Origin of the sequence: Variovorax sp. CCNWLW225 (assembly GCF_037204045.1) — a bacterium.
GTDB lineage: Bacteria > Pseudomonadota > Gammaproteobacteria > Burkholderiales > Burkholderiaceae_C > Variovorax.
Genome location: NZ_JBBCBV010000007.1, coordinates 43971 through 57479 on the forward strand (window position 1 = coordinate 43971; position 13509 = coordinate 57479).

Genomic DNA, 13509 nt, shown 5'->3' on the forward strand with positions numbered 1-13509 from the left:
TATTTGCTTCAGGCTGAAAGCGCTTGCATCTCCCGGTACAGATCGGCCTTGCCTTCGAAGCCGATTCCCGGCAAGTCAGGCAGGGTCACAAAGCTGTTCTCGACCTTCACGCCATCCGGGAACCCGCCGAACGGCTGAAAAAGGTCAGGATACGACTCGTTGCCGCCAAGGCCAAGGCCGGCCGCAATGTTCAGCGACATCTGGTGACCGCCGTGCGGGATGCAGCGGCTTGCCGACCAGCCATGTTCCTTCAACATCTCCAGCGTGCGCAGGTACTCGACCAGGCCGTAGCTGAGCGCGCAGTCGAACTGCAGCCAATCGCGGTCCGGGCGCATGCCGCCGTAGCGGATCAGGTTGCGCGCATCCTGCATCGAGAAAAGGTCTTCCCCCGTGGCCATCGGGTTCTTGTAGAAATTGCGCAAGGCAGCTTGCAGTTCGAAGTCCAACGGGTCGCCCGGCTCCTCGTACCAGAACAGGTCGTACTGCGACAGGGCCTTGGCATAGGCAATCGCGGTTTCCAGGTCGAAGCGGCCGTTGGCGTCGACGCAGAGCTTCTGGCCGTCCTGCAGCACTTCCATGATCGAGTCGATGCGGCGCAGGTCTTCGTCGAGCGAGGCTCCGCCGATCTTCTTCTTCACGACCGTGTAGCCACGGTCGATGTAGCTGCGCATCTCGTCCTTCAGCTTTCCGTGGTCTTGCCCCGGGTAGTAGTAGCCTCCTGCTGCGTAGACGAAGATCTTGCGGTTGGGCTTGCCGTCGCCGTAGCGGTCGGCCAGCAACTGGAACAGCGGCTTGCCTTCGATCTTGGCCACCGCGTCCCACACCGCCATGTCGATGGTGCCGATGGCCACCGAGCGCTCGCCATGGCCGCCCGGCTTCTCATTGGTGAACATCGCGCTCCAGATCTTGTGCGGATCGAGGTTGTTGCCGCTCTCGTCGACGAGAGACGACGGGTTCGCTTCCATGATGCGCGGGATGAACCGCTCGCGCATCAGCTTGCCCTGGCCATAGCGGCCGTTGGAGTTGAAGCCGTAGCCGACGACCGGCTTGCCATCGCGGATCACGTCGGTGATCACTGCGACAAGGCTCAGCGTCATCTTGCTAAAGTCGATGTAGGCGTTGCGAATGGGCGAGCTGATGGGGATGGTCTTCTCGCGGATTTCGACGATCTTCACGGTTGTCTCCAGAACGGGTGAGTGGGAGACTGAATGGTCGGCCGCGCCGCCTTTTTCGGCCAATGTTCAATTTCTCAACTTCTATGCGCTGGACGAACCGGACATGAACCTGATCTGGCTTGACGACTTCCTGGCGTTGGCGGCAACAGGCAACTTCTCGCGCGCAGCCGATGAACGCCATAGCTCCCAGCCCGCATTCAGCCGCCGCATTCGCGCGCTGGAAGAGTGGATCGGCGCCGACCTGTTCGACCGCAGCACGCAGCCCGCCACGCTCACCGAAGTGGGCGAGTGGTTTGCCGGCGTGGCGCAGGAATTGAGCGCGAGGGTGGCCCGCGTACCGGGTGACGCGAGGAAGATTGCGGAGGCCAGTTCGGTGACCCTGCGCATCGCGTGCACGCATGCGCTTTCCATGACCTTCCTGCCGCGATGGATTCGAAGCCTCGAGTCGAGCATCACGCTCGGGCCGGTGCAACTCATGTCCGACGTGCTTCAGCGTTGCGAATCGCTGATGCTGCAAAGCAAGGTTCAGTTCGTTCTGAGCCACGCACATCCCGATGCGCATGGCGCGCTCGATGCAGACACATACGAATCAGCCCGGATCGGTGGGGACATGCTGATTGCAGTGTCCGCACCCGATGGCTCCGGCAAGCCGCTGCATCAGCTTTCGCGCAAAGGCGCATCGGCCGTGCCGGTGCTCTTGTACAGCGAGGAATCGGGGCTGGGGCGCATCATGCGCGCCTTGGTGAGACCGCGGCTGGAGTCGCTCAATGTCCAAGTCGTTTTCACGGCCCACCTGGCCTCGGTGCTCAGGACGATGGCGCTGGACGGCAGGGGCATCGCATGGCTGCCGCAGACCCTCGTGGAAGAAGACATCGGCCAAGGGCGCCTTGTCGCCGCAGCGAGCAGCGAGTGGGCCGTACCGCTGGAGATCAGGCTCTATCGGGACAGCGAGCTCCTGGGGAAGGCGGCGAATGAATTCTGGAGTGCTGCGATCAGGTGAGCAGCCACTAGTGGTCGTTGACCAAGGTTGTTGAGAATGGATGCTCTATGCGATACCGCTTCAACGTTTTCGGGCGAATCATTGCCATCGAGCGAGTCGGCAACGCATGGGCCGCTCACCTTTCAGGAGACGATGGCAAGCGTCGGCCAGCAGGACTCGCGATTCCGTCCGATGTGCCTCACGCCGAGCTGGCGCAGTATCTCTACGACATCTACCATGAGTCTGCGACGCCCACGAACGGCGATGTCTTCGAGATCGAGCCCCGAGGTCAAGAACCCATAGAGACTCGTCGCCGACAATAGGTGAACGGCAAGATTCCGAAGGCCGCAACCGCCTATGCGGAAGGGCCGCCGAGCGATGCGCGAACGCTATCTCCAAACGACAATGGCGCGTGTTGAACGTGCTGCGGTCCGATGGCTCAACGCTGGCTCCGCCGCCTCATTCGAGAGGACAAAATCAGATGGCAAGATTCGTTTTGGTGCCGGGAGGTTGGCACGGGGCATGGGCCTTCGACGATGTGAGCAAGGTGCTCTCGAGCGAAGGCCACGAAGTGCAGGCGCTCACGCTCTCCGGCCTTAGCGATGAGCCTGCGAACGGGGTCAATCTCGAACGTCACATCGACGAGGTGGTTCAGGCGATTCGGGGGCACGATACGCAGGCCATTCTTGTCGGTCATTCGTATGGAGGAATGGTCATCACGGGTGCGGCCGACAAGGAGCCGTCGCGCGTAGAAGCGATCGTTTACGCCGATGCCTATGTGCCGGACAACGGCGCGTCGGTTTGGTCGCTCACCACCCAGAATTATCGGGAGCGTTTCATTGCGGGCGTGGCGGCGGATGGCTTGAGCTGTGCGCCTTCGGCTCATCTTGACAGGCGATGCCGCTCGCACCCCATCGCGACCTTTCTGCAGGCGATCAAGTTGACGGGCGCGTGGCGCAATGTCCGAAGCAAAGCCTTCGTTGCCGCGTTCGGCTGGGAAGGGAGTCCGTTCATCGAGCTGTACGAACGTCTGCGGCTGGACGCCGAATGGGCTACGCATCGTCTGGACTGCGCACACGATATTCCGCGGCTTGCCCCAGAGCCTTTCGCGAGAATCCTCCTGGAGTACGTATAGGAAGCCGAGCTCTCGTGACATCAACCGAACTCCAGGGCTTCATCCTTACCCGCCACTGGCGTGACGCGCCCGCCGGTACAGAGATCGAGTACTGGCTGGCAACCGATGCGGGGCCGAGGAAAGTGTTGCTGACCTCGCGCCGCAGCGTCGCGTTCGTCGCCAATCGGCATCGGGGAGCGGTGGAAGCCCACCTCACGGCCATGCCGGACGTGCAGTTGCGTGAGCTTGAACTGAAGACGTTCCATCAGGAACCTGTCCTCGGTGTGTATGCGAAGCACTTCCGCCAGCTTGGCCGGTTGGCGCGCGCCCTGCAGGCCCAGGGCATTTCCTTGCTCGAGGCCGACGTGCGCCCGCACGACCGCTACCTGATGGAACGCTTCATCACCGCCGGCGTGCGGGTGGAAGGCGGGCGGGTAGAGCGCGCCACCATCGTCGACTGCAAGCTCAAGCCCGCGCCCGAGTACCGTCCCGTGCTGAAGGTCGTGTCGCTGGACATTGAGACGAGCCAAGACGAAGCGCTCTATTCCATCGCGCTGGACGGCACGCCGGAGCGCGTCGTCTTCATGCTGGGCGAGCCGCCGCCAGCGCCGGCAGCCGGGTCTGACGAACCCATGGCCTTTTCGCTGATCTATTGCGCGTCCCGCAAGGCCATGATCGAAAAGCTCAACGACTGGTTCGAGCGGAATGACCCTGACGTCATCATCGGCTGGAACGTCATCCAGTTCGACCTGCGCGTGCTGCAGAAGACGGCCAACGACTGCGGCGTGCAGTTCCTGCTGGGGCGGGAGGGCCGCCCGATCGAATGGCGGACCCATCCGGGCAAGCAGGGCTACCTGTTCGCGCCTACATCGGGCCGGGTCATCATCGACGGCATCGACGCGCTCAAGGCCGCGGTGTGGAGCTTTCCGTCCTTCAGCCTGGAGACCGTCTCGCAAGCGCTGCTCGGTGAAGGCAAGGCCATCGGCGATGAGTACGACAAGATGGCGGAGATCGAGCGGCGCTACCAGGAAGACAAGCCCGCGCTCGCGCTCTACAACATCCGGGACTGCGAGCTGGTCCTGCGGATCTTCGACAAGGCCAAGCTGCTGCAGTTCGTGATGGAGCGGGCCCAGACCACCGGCCTTCAAGCCGACCACTTCGGCGGCTCCATTGCAGCGTTCAGCCACCACTACATGCCGCGGATGCACCGCCTGGGCTACGTGGCGCCGAATGTGGGCGAAATTGCGAGCAAGGCCTATCCGGGCGGGTACGTGATGGACTCCAAGCCGGGCTTCTACGACTCCGTCGTGGTGCTGGACTACAAGAGCCTCTACCCTTCCATCATCCGGACCTTCCTGGTCGATCCGGTGGGCCTTGTCGAGGGAACGAATGCCAGCGACCCGGCCGTGTGCATCAGGGGTCCGAAGGGGACAGTCTTTTCGCGGGACAGGCACTGCCTGCCCGAGATCGTGACCACGCTCTGGCGCGCCCGGGACGAGGCCAAGCGGACGAAGAACGAGCCGCTGTCGCAAGCGCTGAAGCTGCTCATGAACTCCTTTGCCGGCGTGCTGGGCGCGGCCGAGTGCCGGTTCTTCAACCCCGATCTGGTGTCCGCCGTCACCCTGCGCGGACACGAGATGATGAAGCTCACGCGCGAGTTCGTGGAGAGGCGGGGCTACGAGGCCATCTATGGCGATACCGACTCCATCTTCATCTGGCTCAAGCGCACCCACACCAACGAGGAGGCGCACGCCGTCGCGGCAAGCCTGGCGGCCGACATCAACGACTGGTGGACGCGCACCCTTCGCGACGGGCAGGGCCTGGAGAGTTTTCTGGAGATCGAGGTGGACACTCACTACAAGAAGTTCTTCATGCCCACCATTCGCGGCTCGGAGGTCGGCAGCAAGAAGCGCTACGCGGGCCTGAGTGTCGATGCCACCGGCAAGGAGGAGATGGTGTACCGCGGCCTGGAGATGGCGCGCAGCGACTGGACCCCGCTGGCGCGGCAGTTCCAGGAGGGCCTGCTTTCACGCATTTTTCAGGGCGCGCCCTACAAGGAATTCGTGACCGACTATGCGAGGTCGACACTGGCCGGCGCCAAGGACGACCTGCTCATCTACCGCAAGCGCCTGCGCCATCGGCTCGACGCCTATCTGGTCAACGTGCCGCCGCAGGTGCGAGCCGCTCGCATTGCCGACGAACACAATGGCCGCATCGGCCGGCCCAAGCAGTATCAGAAAGGCGGCTGGATCCAATACGTCATGACCAGGAACGGGCCGGAGCCGCTGGAAACCCGCCATTCGCACATCGACTACGAACATTACCTGACCAGGCAGCTCCAGCCGATTGCCGACGCCATTCTCCAGCCCATCGGAGAGAGCTTCATGGCCTTGACGACTTCGCAGCGCGGGCTTTTCTAGCCGAGATCGAAGCGGCGAATGCAGGCAGAATGCGGCACGGTCTCCTCGCTTTCGGTCATCTACCTTGTCACTGCTCTCGAAGGCACCTATGCGTCTGGCTGAATTCATCAACATCCATAGCGAGACGATCGTCGCCGAGGCGGCACGGTACGCGCGTACGCTGGCGCCCCTTGCACATGAATCGGAGCTGACCCTCAGGGATCACATCCCGAAGATCCTCGAGGCGATCGTGCTCGACCTCGAGAACAGCCAGTCGTCCAACGAAGCGCATGCCAAGTCCCTGGGCCAAGGGGCGGCCCTTTCGGGTACCGAAGATTCCGCTGCTCAAACGCATGGGCGCCAAAGAGCGAGAAGCGGCCTTCAAATGACCCAGCTCGTCGCCGAGTACCGCGCCCTCAGAGCGGGTGTGCTCAGGCTGTGGGCAGAAAAGGAGCCTGTTGCGGTTTCTGTGGTCGACGTCATCCGGTTCAACGAAGCCATCGACCAGGCCGTGGCGGAGTCCGTCGAGTTCTTTTCCGAGGAAACCGATCAGCTCAGGAACGTATTCCTGGGTGTACTGGGGCATGACTTGCGCGGCCCCCTGAATGCGATTCTTCTCACCGCGGAGCTCATTTCGAGAAAGACAAAAGAATCGCCGATGTCCGAAGTGGGTGTGCTGATACGCAGCGGACGGCGAATGGCCTCGCTCCTGGACACTTTGCTGCAGTACAACAGGTCAGCGTTGGGTGGAGGCATGAAGATTCACCGGGAGCACACCAACCTGGGCGAACAATGTGCCGCAGAAGTCGAACTGTTGCGCGCTGCGCTTCCCGACGCGCACATCGATTTTTCGGCAGGAGCGGATACAGAGGGCTTGTTCGACGCCTCAGCCGTGCGCGAAGCATTGGGGAACCTGGTCAACAACGCGGCGACCTACGGCGACGCCGGGCCCATTTCGGTGACTTTGACCGGCGGCGTGGGTGCCGTCTTGCTGAAGGTGGCGAATACGGGTCAGGAGATTCCTTCCGCCGAAATTCCCAAGTTGTTCAAGGCCCTTGAGCGAGGTTCCGCAGCCGACGCCTCCGGCAATCGAACAAATCTCGGGCTTGGGCTCTTCATCGTGCAGCAGATCGCTGTTGCACATGGTGGCCAGGTGCGATGCGTGAGCTCCGCGGCCACCACGACCTTCGAGCTGGAACTGCCCCGAGTCGAGGTGAACGCATTACCGGCAGCGTAAGAGGCCCAGCGGCTCACCCGCCCCCAAACTCCCTTGCATGCTCCACCGCATACTTGATCAGCTCAGCCTGCCCCTCGATCCCCAGCCGCCGTTTGATGCTCTGCCGGTGCGCTTCCACCGTGCGAACGCTCAGCCCGAGGTCGCGCGCAATCTGCTTGCTGGATTCACCCCTGCCCAGCGCCGTGAGTATTTCGCTCTCGCGCGGCGTGAGCAGCGGCTTGGGTGCTTGGTTGCGGAACAGCTTTTTTGAAACGGCCGGGCTCAGGAAGGTGCCGCCAGCCGACACGGCCTCTATGGCGGCGACGATTTCGGCGGCGGGCGCGTCTTTCAGCACGTAGCCGCGCGCGCCCACCTGCAAGGCCTTCTGCACGTACTCGGGGTTGTCGTACATGCTGAGCATCACCACGTGCGGCGCGGGCTGGCGTTGCAGCACGAGCGCGGCCAGGTCGATGCCGTTCATGTCCTTCATGCCGACATCCATCAGCAGCAGGTCGGGGCGCAGTTCTTCGACAAGCGAAAGCGCCTCGGCTGCACTGCCCGCCTCGCCGACGATCTCGAGGTTGGGCATGGAGCCGAGCCGCGCGCGCAGGCCGTCGCGCACCAGCGGGTGGTCGTCGACCAGAAAGAGGCGGATGGTTCGGGCGGCGTCTTTCATCGCAGGGGTCCGGCTATTCAGGCTTGGCGCTCTGGGTCGGCACTTCGGCCACGATGGTTGTTCCGCCTTCGCCAGACCGCACGCTGAGGCGCCCGCCGATCGACTCCATGCGTTCGCGCATGTTGCGCAGGCCGATGCCGCGGCGCGGGTCGAGCTGCATGGCGTCTACGTCGAAGCCATCGCCGTCGTCGCCGATCTCGAGCCGCACGCCGTCTTCGTCCGAGAAACCGAGGGCAATGTGCACGCGGTTCGCCTTTGCGTGCTTGCGCACATTGGTCAGCGCCTCTTGCGTGACGCGGAAGAGCGCGGTCTTGGCTTCTTGCGAGAGCTCGAAGGCCTCGCCTTCGATCATGATCGACGCATCGATGGCGCCCTCTTCCGCAAACTCGTCACCCAGGCGTTGGAGCGCGGCGGGCAGGCCAAGGGTGTCGAGCAGCGCCGGGCGCAGCCGGTGCGAAATGCGCCGCACTTCGAGCAGCGAATCATTGAGCCTTTGCAGCGCCTTGGTCAGTGCGGGCGGTGACGCCTGGCTTTCGCGGTCGAGTGCATCCACGGCGGATTCGATGAGCAGCTTGGCGGACACCAGCGTCTGGCTGGTGCCGTCGTGCAGCTCGCGCGCCAGGTGGCCGCGCTCTTCTTCTTGCGACTGAACCACGCGCCGCGCGAGCAGCCGCAGCTTGGCCTCGGCCACGCGGTGTTCGCTGAGGTTGAGCAGCAGGCCGGTGGCGCTCACCACGCCCAGGCACAGCGCGGCAATGCCGGCAATCCAGAGCAGCGTGGTGGTGACGTTGGCGCTCATCTGCCGGTCGAGCGCCTGCATGGTGGTTTCGATGTCGTCGAGGTACAGGCCGGTGCCGACCATCCAGTTCCAGCGCGGCAACGCGGTGACGTAGCCGAGCTTGGGCGCCATCTGCTCGCTGGAGGGCTTGCGCCATTCGTACTCGACATAGCCGCCGCCCGCGCGCGCGCCCGCAATCAGGTCTTGTATGGTGAAGCGGCCGCGGGAGTCGCGCAGGTCCCAGAGGTTCTTGCCCACGAGGTCGGGCTGGCGCGAATGCATGAGGGAGCGGCCCTGCATGTCGTAGACGAAGAAGTAGCCGTCATCGCCGTAGTCGAGCGCGGCCAGGCGGCGCAGGGCTTCGTTGCGGGTTTCTTCGTCGTCCAGGCCGGCGTCGTACAGCGGCCGCACGATGCTCACGGCCAGGTCGACATAGCTGCGCAGTTCGCTGCGCCGCTGGTCCATGTAGCTTTTTTCGATGAGCGCGCGCTCGCGCCGCGCCAGGTCGTGCTCCTGGTGGCGCACCGCCAGGGCAACCAGCACCAGCGCGATGAGCAGCGGTGCAACGGCCAGCGCGACGATCTTGGTGCGGAGGTTCATCGGAGGGCAAGACTACCACCGGGGCGGGTCCTGTCCTGCCCGATGACGCGGCTGGACCGATCAGTGCAGGCTGGTGGGCCGACCCGAGGCTACCCATGCGTCGAGCCCGCCTGTGAGCGGCAGTGCGCGGCGTGCGCCGCGGGCCAGCAGCACGCGCGCAGCCTGGGCGGCCGACACCTCGTTGGGGCAATTGCAGTAAAGCACAACGTCACGCCCGCCCACCAGCGGCAGCTCTCCATGCCGCTGCTGCAGCGCCTTGAGCGTGTATGAAAGCGCACCCGGAATGCGGCGCGGGTCGACCTGCAGGCCGGCCTCTCCACGCACATCGATGACCAGCGGCGGTGCCTCGCCGGCCAGCAGCTCGTGCAGCTCGTCCACGGTGATGCGCGGCATGCCGGTAAGCCGCATGAATGCGCGGCGGCGCCAGTAGCGCACAACCAGCATCACGGCCAGCACAACCACAAGCGCAAGCGTCGCAATGCCGCCGGCCTGCGCGAGCATGGCCAGCACCTCCTGGATCTGGTCGCGAAAAGCCCAGCCGAGCCCGAGGAAAACGCCGGTCCAGATGAGTGCGGCGCCAATATCGAACCCGATGAAGCGCCACACCGACATGCCCAGCGCACCGGCCATCGGCGGCGCCACCACCGAGACGCCGGGCACGAACTTGGCGGCCACCAGCGAGAGGCCGCCCCACCGGCCGATGAGCGATTCGCCGCGCCGCACGCATGAGTCGGGCGACAGCGAGATGCGGCACAGAAGGCGCATGAAGCGGTAGCCAAAACGCCGCCCGGCATAGAACCACGCGCCGTCGCCCAGCAGGTTGGCAAGCACCGCAGCCACCACCACGCCCACCACCGAGACATTGCCAGCCGCCAGCAACGCGCCCGAAACCACCAGCACGGCTGCGGCAGGCACGGGCAAGCCGAGGCGCGCGGCAAAGCTCGCCGCGAAGACGATCGCGATCGCGTTCTGCACCAGCAGCGACATCAGTTGTGCCATGGCAGCAGCGCGAGGTGGGGGTTCACTCGTTCAGGGCCTAGCGGGGCGCGTCGCCCTTGCGGTATTCGGCCGTGAGCTCGTCGAGCTTCTGCTTCAGTGCCGGGTCGAGCTTGTATTCCGCGGCTGCCAGCGTGGCGTCGAGCTGTTCGGGCCGGCTGGCGCCCAGCAGCGGCGCGGTGATGAGCGGGTTGGCCATGACCCACGCGACCGCCAGCGTGGCCAGCGGCACACCGGCTTCGTCGGCCAGCTTGTGCAGCTGCGTCACCGTGTTGAAGCTGCGCTCGTTCCAATAGCGGTCCTGGTACATGCCGCCCGCGGTGCCGAGCGTGAAGCGCGTGTTTTCCTCAGGCTTGGCACCGGGCTTGTACTTGCCGGTGAGCAGGCCGCCGGCCAGTGGGTTGTAGGGAATTACGCCCAGGCCCTCTTCGGCCGCGAGCGGCAGCAGCTCGCGTTCGATTTCGCGGAACAGCAGGCTGTAGCGCGGCTGCACCGACACATAGCGCGTGAGCTTGTGCAGCTCGGCCTTGCCGAGCGCGCGGGCCAGCCGGTAGGCCAGGAAGTTGGACACGCCGACGTAGCGCGCGCGGCCGGATCTGACGATGACGTCGAGCGCCTCCAGGCTCTCTTCGAGCGGTGTCTCGCGGTCGTCGCTGTGCAGCTGGTACAGGTCGACATGGTCGGTCTGCAGCCGCTTGAGCGAGGCGTCGATGGCGTCGAGCAGGTGCTTGCGCGATGCGCCCTGGTCCCAGCTGTTGGGGCCGACCTTGCCGACCGCCTTGGTGGCCACCACGAAGCGGCGGCGGCCGGTGGGGCCTTGCTTCTGCAGCCAGCGGCCGATGATTTCTTCGGTGCGGCCGGTGGTCTCGACGGTGCCGCCCAGCGGGTACACGTCGGCCGTATCCAGAAAGTTGATGCCGCCTTCCGCGGCCTTGTCGAGAATGCTGTGCGACACGGCCTCGTCGGTCTGCAGGCCGAAGGTCATGGTGCCGAGCGCAAGGCGCGACACGGTCAGGCCCGTGCGGCCGAGCCGGGTGGTGGGAATGCTCATGGTGGTCTCGATCCGAAGAGATGAGAGAGGTGTGGAAGGGCGGCGGTCATCATAGACACGGCCGCGCAATCCTGCATGCGCCGGCTTTTCAGGTGGCTTCGAGCCGGCCGCCCTGCCGGGCGCCGGCGCGTGCGCTCATCACCGCCCAGCCGAAGATGCCGATGCCGGCCAGTGCCAGCAGCGCCCCGACCCATCCGGTCGAGGTCCAGCCCAGGCCCGCCGCAATGGCCACGCCGCCGAGCCACGCGCCGAGCGCGTTGGCCATGTTGAAGGCCGAGTGGTTGAGCGCGGCGGCGAGCGTCTGCGCATCGCCGGCCACGTCCATCAGGCGGATCTGCAGCGCCGGGCCGATGGCGACCGTGGTGCCGATGAGAAACACGTTGAACGCCGCAGTAAAGACGTTGTGCGCCGCGAACGTGAACATGGCGAGCACCAGCGCCGCATACACCAGCAGGCCGCCGATGGTGCGCATGAGCGACTTGTCGGCCAGCCGCGAGCCGACGAGGTTGCCCGTGACCATGCCCAGGCCGAACAGCGCAAGCACGAAGGGCACGCCGCCCAAAGGCAAGCCAGCCACCTCGATGAGCGTGGGCTTGATGTAGCTGAACACCGAGAACATGCCGCCGAAGCCGATGGCGCCGATGCCGAGCGTGAACCACACCTGCTTGCGCTTGAGCGCGCCAAGCTCGCGCCAGGGGCTGGCGCCTGCGGGCGCCGCAAGATCGGGAATGTCGCGGCGCAGCAGCGCCACGGCAATCAGCGCGATGACGCCGACGAACACGAAGGCCGCGCGCCAGCCGAATAGCTGGCCGAGCCAGGCGGCAATCGGCACGCCGACGAGCGTGGCGCCGGTGAGACCCAGCATGACAAGGCCCACGGCCCGCGCGCGCCGCCCGGGTGGCGCCAGCGTTGCCGCCACCAGCGCGGCAACGCCAAAGTAGGTGCCGTGCGGAAGGCCGGTCGCAAAGCGCAGCAGGTTGAGCGACATGTAGCCCGGCGCCATGGCGCTGGCGAAGTTGCCGGCGGCAAAAATGGCCATGAGGGCAATCAGCAGTGCGCGCCGGCGCCAGCCCGCGGCAAGCACCGCGAGCACGGGCGCGCCGATGACCACGCCAAGCGCGTAGGCGCTGATGACGTGGCCCGCCTGCGGAATGCTGACAGCAATGTCGCGCGCCACCTCGGGCAGCAGGCCCATGATGACGAACTCACCCGTGCCAATGGCAAAGCCGCCGACGCCGAGCGCGAGCACGGCCCGCAAGAAGTTGACGGGCCGAGTCGGCGCAGACAAAGCGGAAGAGGAAATGTCGGTGTCCGCGCCGGTATCGTGCACGGGTGGGGAGGCGTTCAAGGCCAGGCTCCTGGGAGGGTGCCCGGCGGTGACGGGCAGAGCCCGATTTTAGGGTAAACCCTGAATCGCTGCCGATACGCAAAGGCCGAAGGGCTGATACGGGGACGGGCCTTTCCTGGCTTCTGCCCCTTGCGGTCAGATGGCGACGAGCTGCCGCACGCCCTGTGCTTCCATGTCCTTGCCGAGGCCGCGCGCGATCACCTCGCCGCGCTCCATCACGAGGTAGTCGTCGGCGAGCTCCTGCGCAAAGTCGTAGTACTGCTCGCACAGCACGATGGCCATGTCGCCGCGATCGGCCAGCATGCGGATGACGCGGCCGATGTCCTTGATGATGCTCGGCTGAATGCCTTCGGTGGGCTCGTCGAGGATCAGCAGCTTGGGCTTGGGCGCCAGGGCGCGGGCAATGGCCAGTTGCTGCTGCTGCCCGCCCGAGAGATCGCCGCCTCTTCTGTTGATCATCTGCTTGAGCACGGGGAACAGCTCGAAGAGTTCCGACGGAATGGGCGTGCTGCCGCTCTTGTAGGCGAGGCCCATGCGCAGGTTTTCCTCGACGGTGAGGCGCGCGAAAATTTCGCGGCCTTGGGGGACGAAGCCGATGCCGGCTCTTGCCCGTTCATACGGCGTGGCCTTGTGGATCGGCTTGCCCTCGAGCTCGATGCTGCCGCTCTTGATGGGCACCAGGCCCATCAACGACTTCAGCAACGTTGTCTTGCCTACGCCGTTGCGGCCCAGCAGCACGGTGACCTTGCCGAGCGTTGCCTCGAAGCTCACGTCCCGCAGGATGTGGGAGCCGCCGTAGTACTGGTGGATGTTTTTTACTGTCAGCATTTTGTTGACGCCTTCCTTTGTCTTTGTTGGCGGCGCCCGGCATGCGGCACGGTGCGGTCGGCTCCACTATGCCGGCCCTTCGGGCTGCCCTGCGGTGCTCGCGTTTCGCGGGGTCTCGCAGAACTCGCTTCGCTCAGACAGCTGCGAGCCCTGACCCGCGAAACGCTGCGCTCCTCGGCGGCACAGAGGGGCCGCCCGCACCGCGCCGCATGCCGGGCGCTGGTCGTGATGTTGAGGCCACCTGCCCTCACCCCGGCCCTCTCCCAGGGAGAGAGGGAGGAAGTCGGGGAATGCACTACCGCTCTGACCGCGGCGACGGGGGCTGTGCCCTTGGGCGGCCGTTGAGGCG

General features: G+C 65.1%; 12 protein-coding genes. 5 read left to right on the plus strand and 7 right to left on the minus strand.

Features of this window, described 5'->3' with window-relative positions:
- Positions 1 to 8: 8 nt before the first annotated feature.
- Positions 9 to 1175, minus strand: a complete 1167-nt coding sequence (locus V9L20_RS14210) for a mandelate racemase/muconate lactonizing enzyme family protein (RefSeq protein WP_337297090.1) — start codon at positions 1173 to 1175, stop codon at positions 9 to 11.
- Positions 1176 to 1278: 103 nt separating this feature from the next.
- On the opposite strand from V9L20_RS14210, the gene V9L20_RS14215 reads away from it, so the two are divergent.
- From V9L20_RS14215 to V9L20_RS14235, 5 genes are all read left to right on the plus strand, one after another.
- Positions 1279 to 2175: a LysR substrate-binding domain-containing protein gene (locus V9L20_RS14215; protein ID WP_443098588.1), complete on the plus strand. Its 897-nt coding sequence runs from the start codon at positions 1279 to 1281 to the stop codon at positions 2173 to 2175.
- A 47-nt stretch (positions 2176 to 2222) separates the two neighbouring features.
- Positions 2223 to 2477 (plus strand): DUF7661 family protein, encoded by a 255-nt coding sequence (locus V9L20_RS14220; RefSeq protein ID WP_337297092.1) that lies wholly within the window; start codon positions 2223 to 2225, stop codon positions 2475 to 2477.
- A gap of 158 nt (positions 2478 to 2635) precedes the next feature.
- Entirely contained in the window at positions 2636 to 3289 is a 654-nt protein-coding gene (locus V9L20_RS14225; protein WP_337297093.1) for an alpha/beta fold hydrolase, read from the plus strand.
- 14 nt (positions 3290 to 3303) lie between these two features.
- Positions 3304 to 5688 (plus strand): DNA polymerase II, encoded by a 2385-nt coding sequence (locus V9L20_RS14230; RefSeq protein WP_337297094.1) that lies wholly within the window; start codon positions 3304 to 3306, stop codon positions 5686 to 5688.
- An 88-nt stretch (positions 5689 to 5776) separates the two neighbouring features.
- Positions 5777 to 6904 carry a sensor histidine kinase gene (locus tag V9L20_RS14235; RefSeq protein WP_337297095.1) on the plus strand — a complete coding sequence of 376 codons (1128 nt, stop codon included), beginning with the start codon at positions 5777 to 5779 and terminating at the stop codon, positions 6902 to 6904.
- A gap of 13 nt (positions 6905 to 6917) precedes the next feature.
- On the opposite strand, the gene V9L20_RS14240 is transcribed toward V9L20_RS14235, so the two are convergent.
- From V9L20_RS14240 to urtE, 6 genes are all read right to left on the minus strand, one after another.
- Positions 6918 to 7559 carry a response regulator transcription factor gene (locus V9L20_RS14240; RefSeq protein ID WP_337297096.1) on the minus strand — a complete coding sequence of 214 codons (642 nt, stop codon included), beginning with the start codon at positions 7557 to 7559 and terminating at the stop codon, positions 6918 to 6920.
- A 13-nt stretch (positions 7560 to 7572) separates the two neighbouring features.
- Positions 7573 to 8937 (minus strand): cache domain-containing protein, encoded by a 1365-nt coding sequence (locus V9L20_RS14245; RefSeq protein ID WP_337297097.1) that lies wholly within the window; start codon positions 8935 to 8937, stop codon positions 7573 to 7575.
- Between the two features lie 60 nt (positions 8938 to 8997).
- Positions 8998 to 9936: a DedA family protein/thiosulfate sulfurtransferase GlpE gene (locus V9L20_RS14250; protein ID WP_337297098.1), complete on the minus strand. Its 939-nt coding sequence runs from the start codon at positions 9934 to 9936 to the stop codon at positions 8998 to 9000.
- 37 nt (positions 9937 to 9973) lie between these two features.
- On the minus strand, positions 9974 to 10984 hold the full coding sequence (locus tag V9L20_RS14255; RefSeq protein WP_337297099.1) for an aldo/keto reductase: 1011 nt from the start codon (positions 10982 to 10984) through the stop codon (positions 9974 to 9976).
- Between the two features lie 88 nt (positions 10985 to 11072).
- Complete coding sequence (locus V9L20_RS14260; protein ID WP_337297100.1) at positions 11073 to 12332, minus strand: MFS transporter; 1260 nt, start codon at positions 12330 to 12332, stop codon at positions 11073 to 11075.
- A gap of 135 nt (positions 12333 to 12467) precedes the next feature.
- Complete coding sequence (gene urtE, locus V9L20_RS14265; RefSeq protein WP_337297101.1) at positions 12468 to 13160, minus strand: urea ABC transporter ATP-binding subunit UrtE; 693 nt, start codon at positions 13158 to 13160, stop codon at positions 12468 to 12470.
- Between the last annotated feature and the right edge of the window lie 349 nt (positions 13161 to 13509).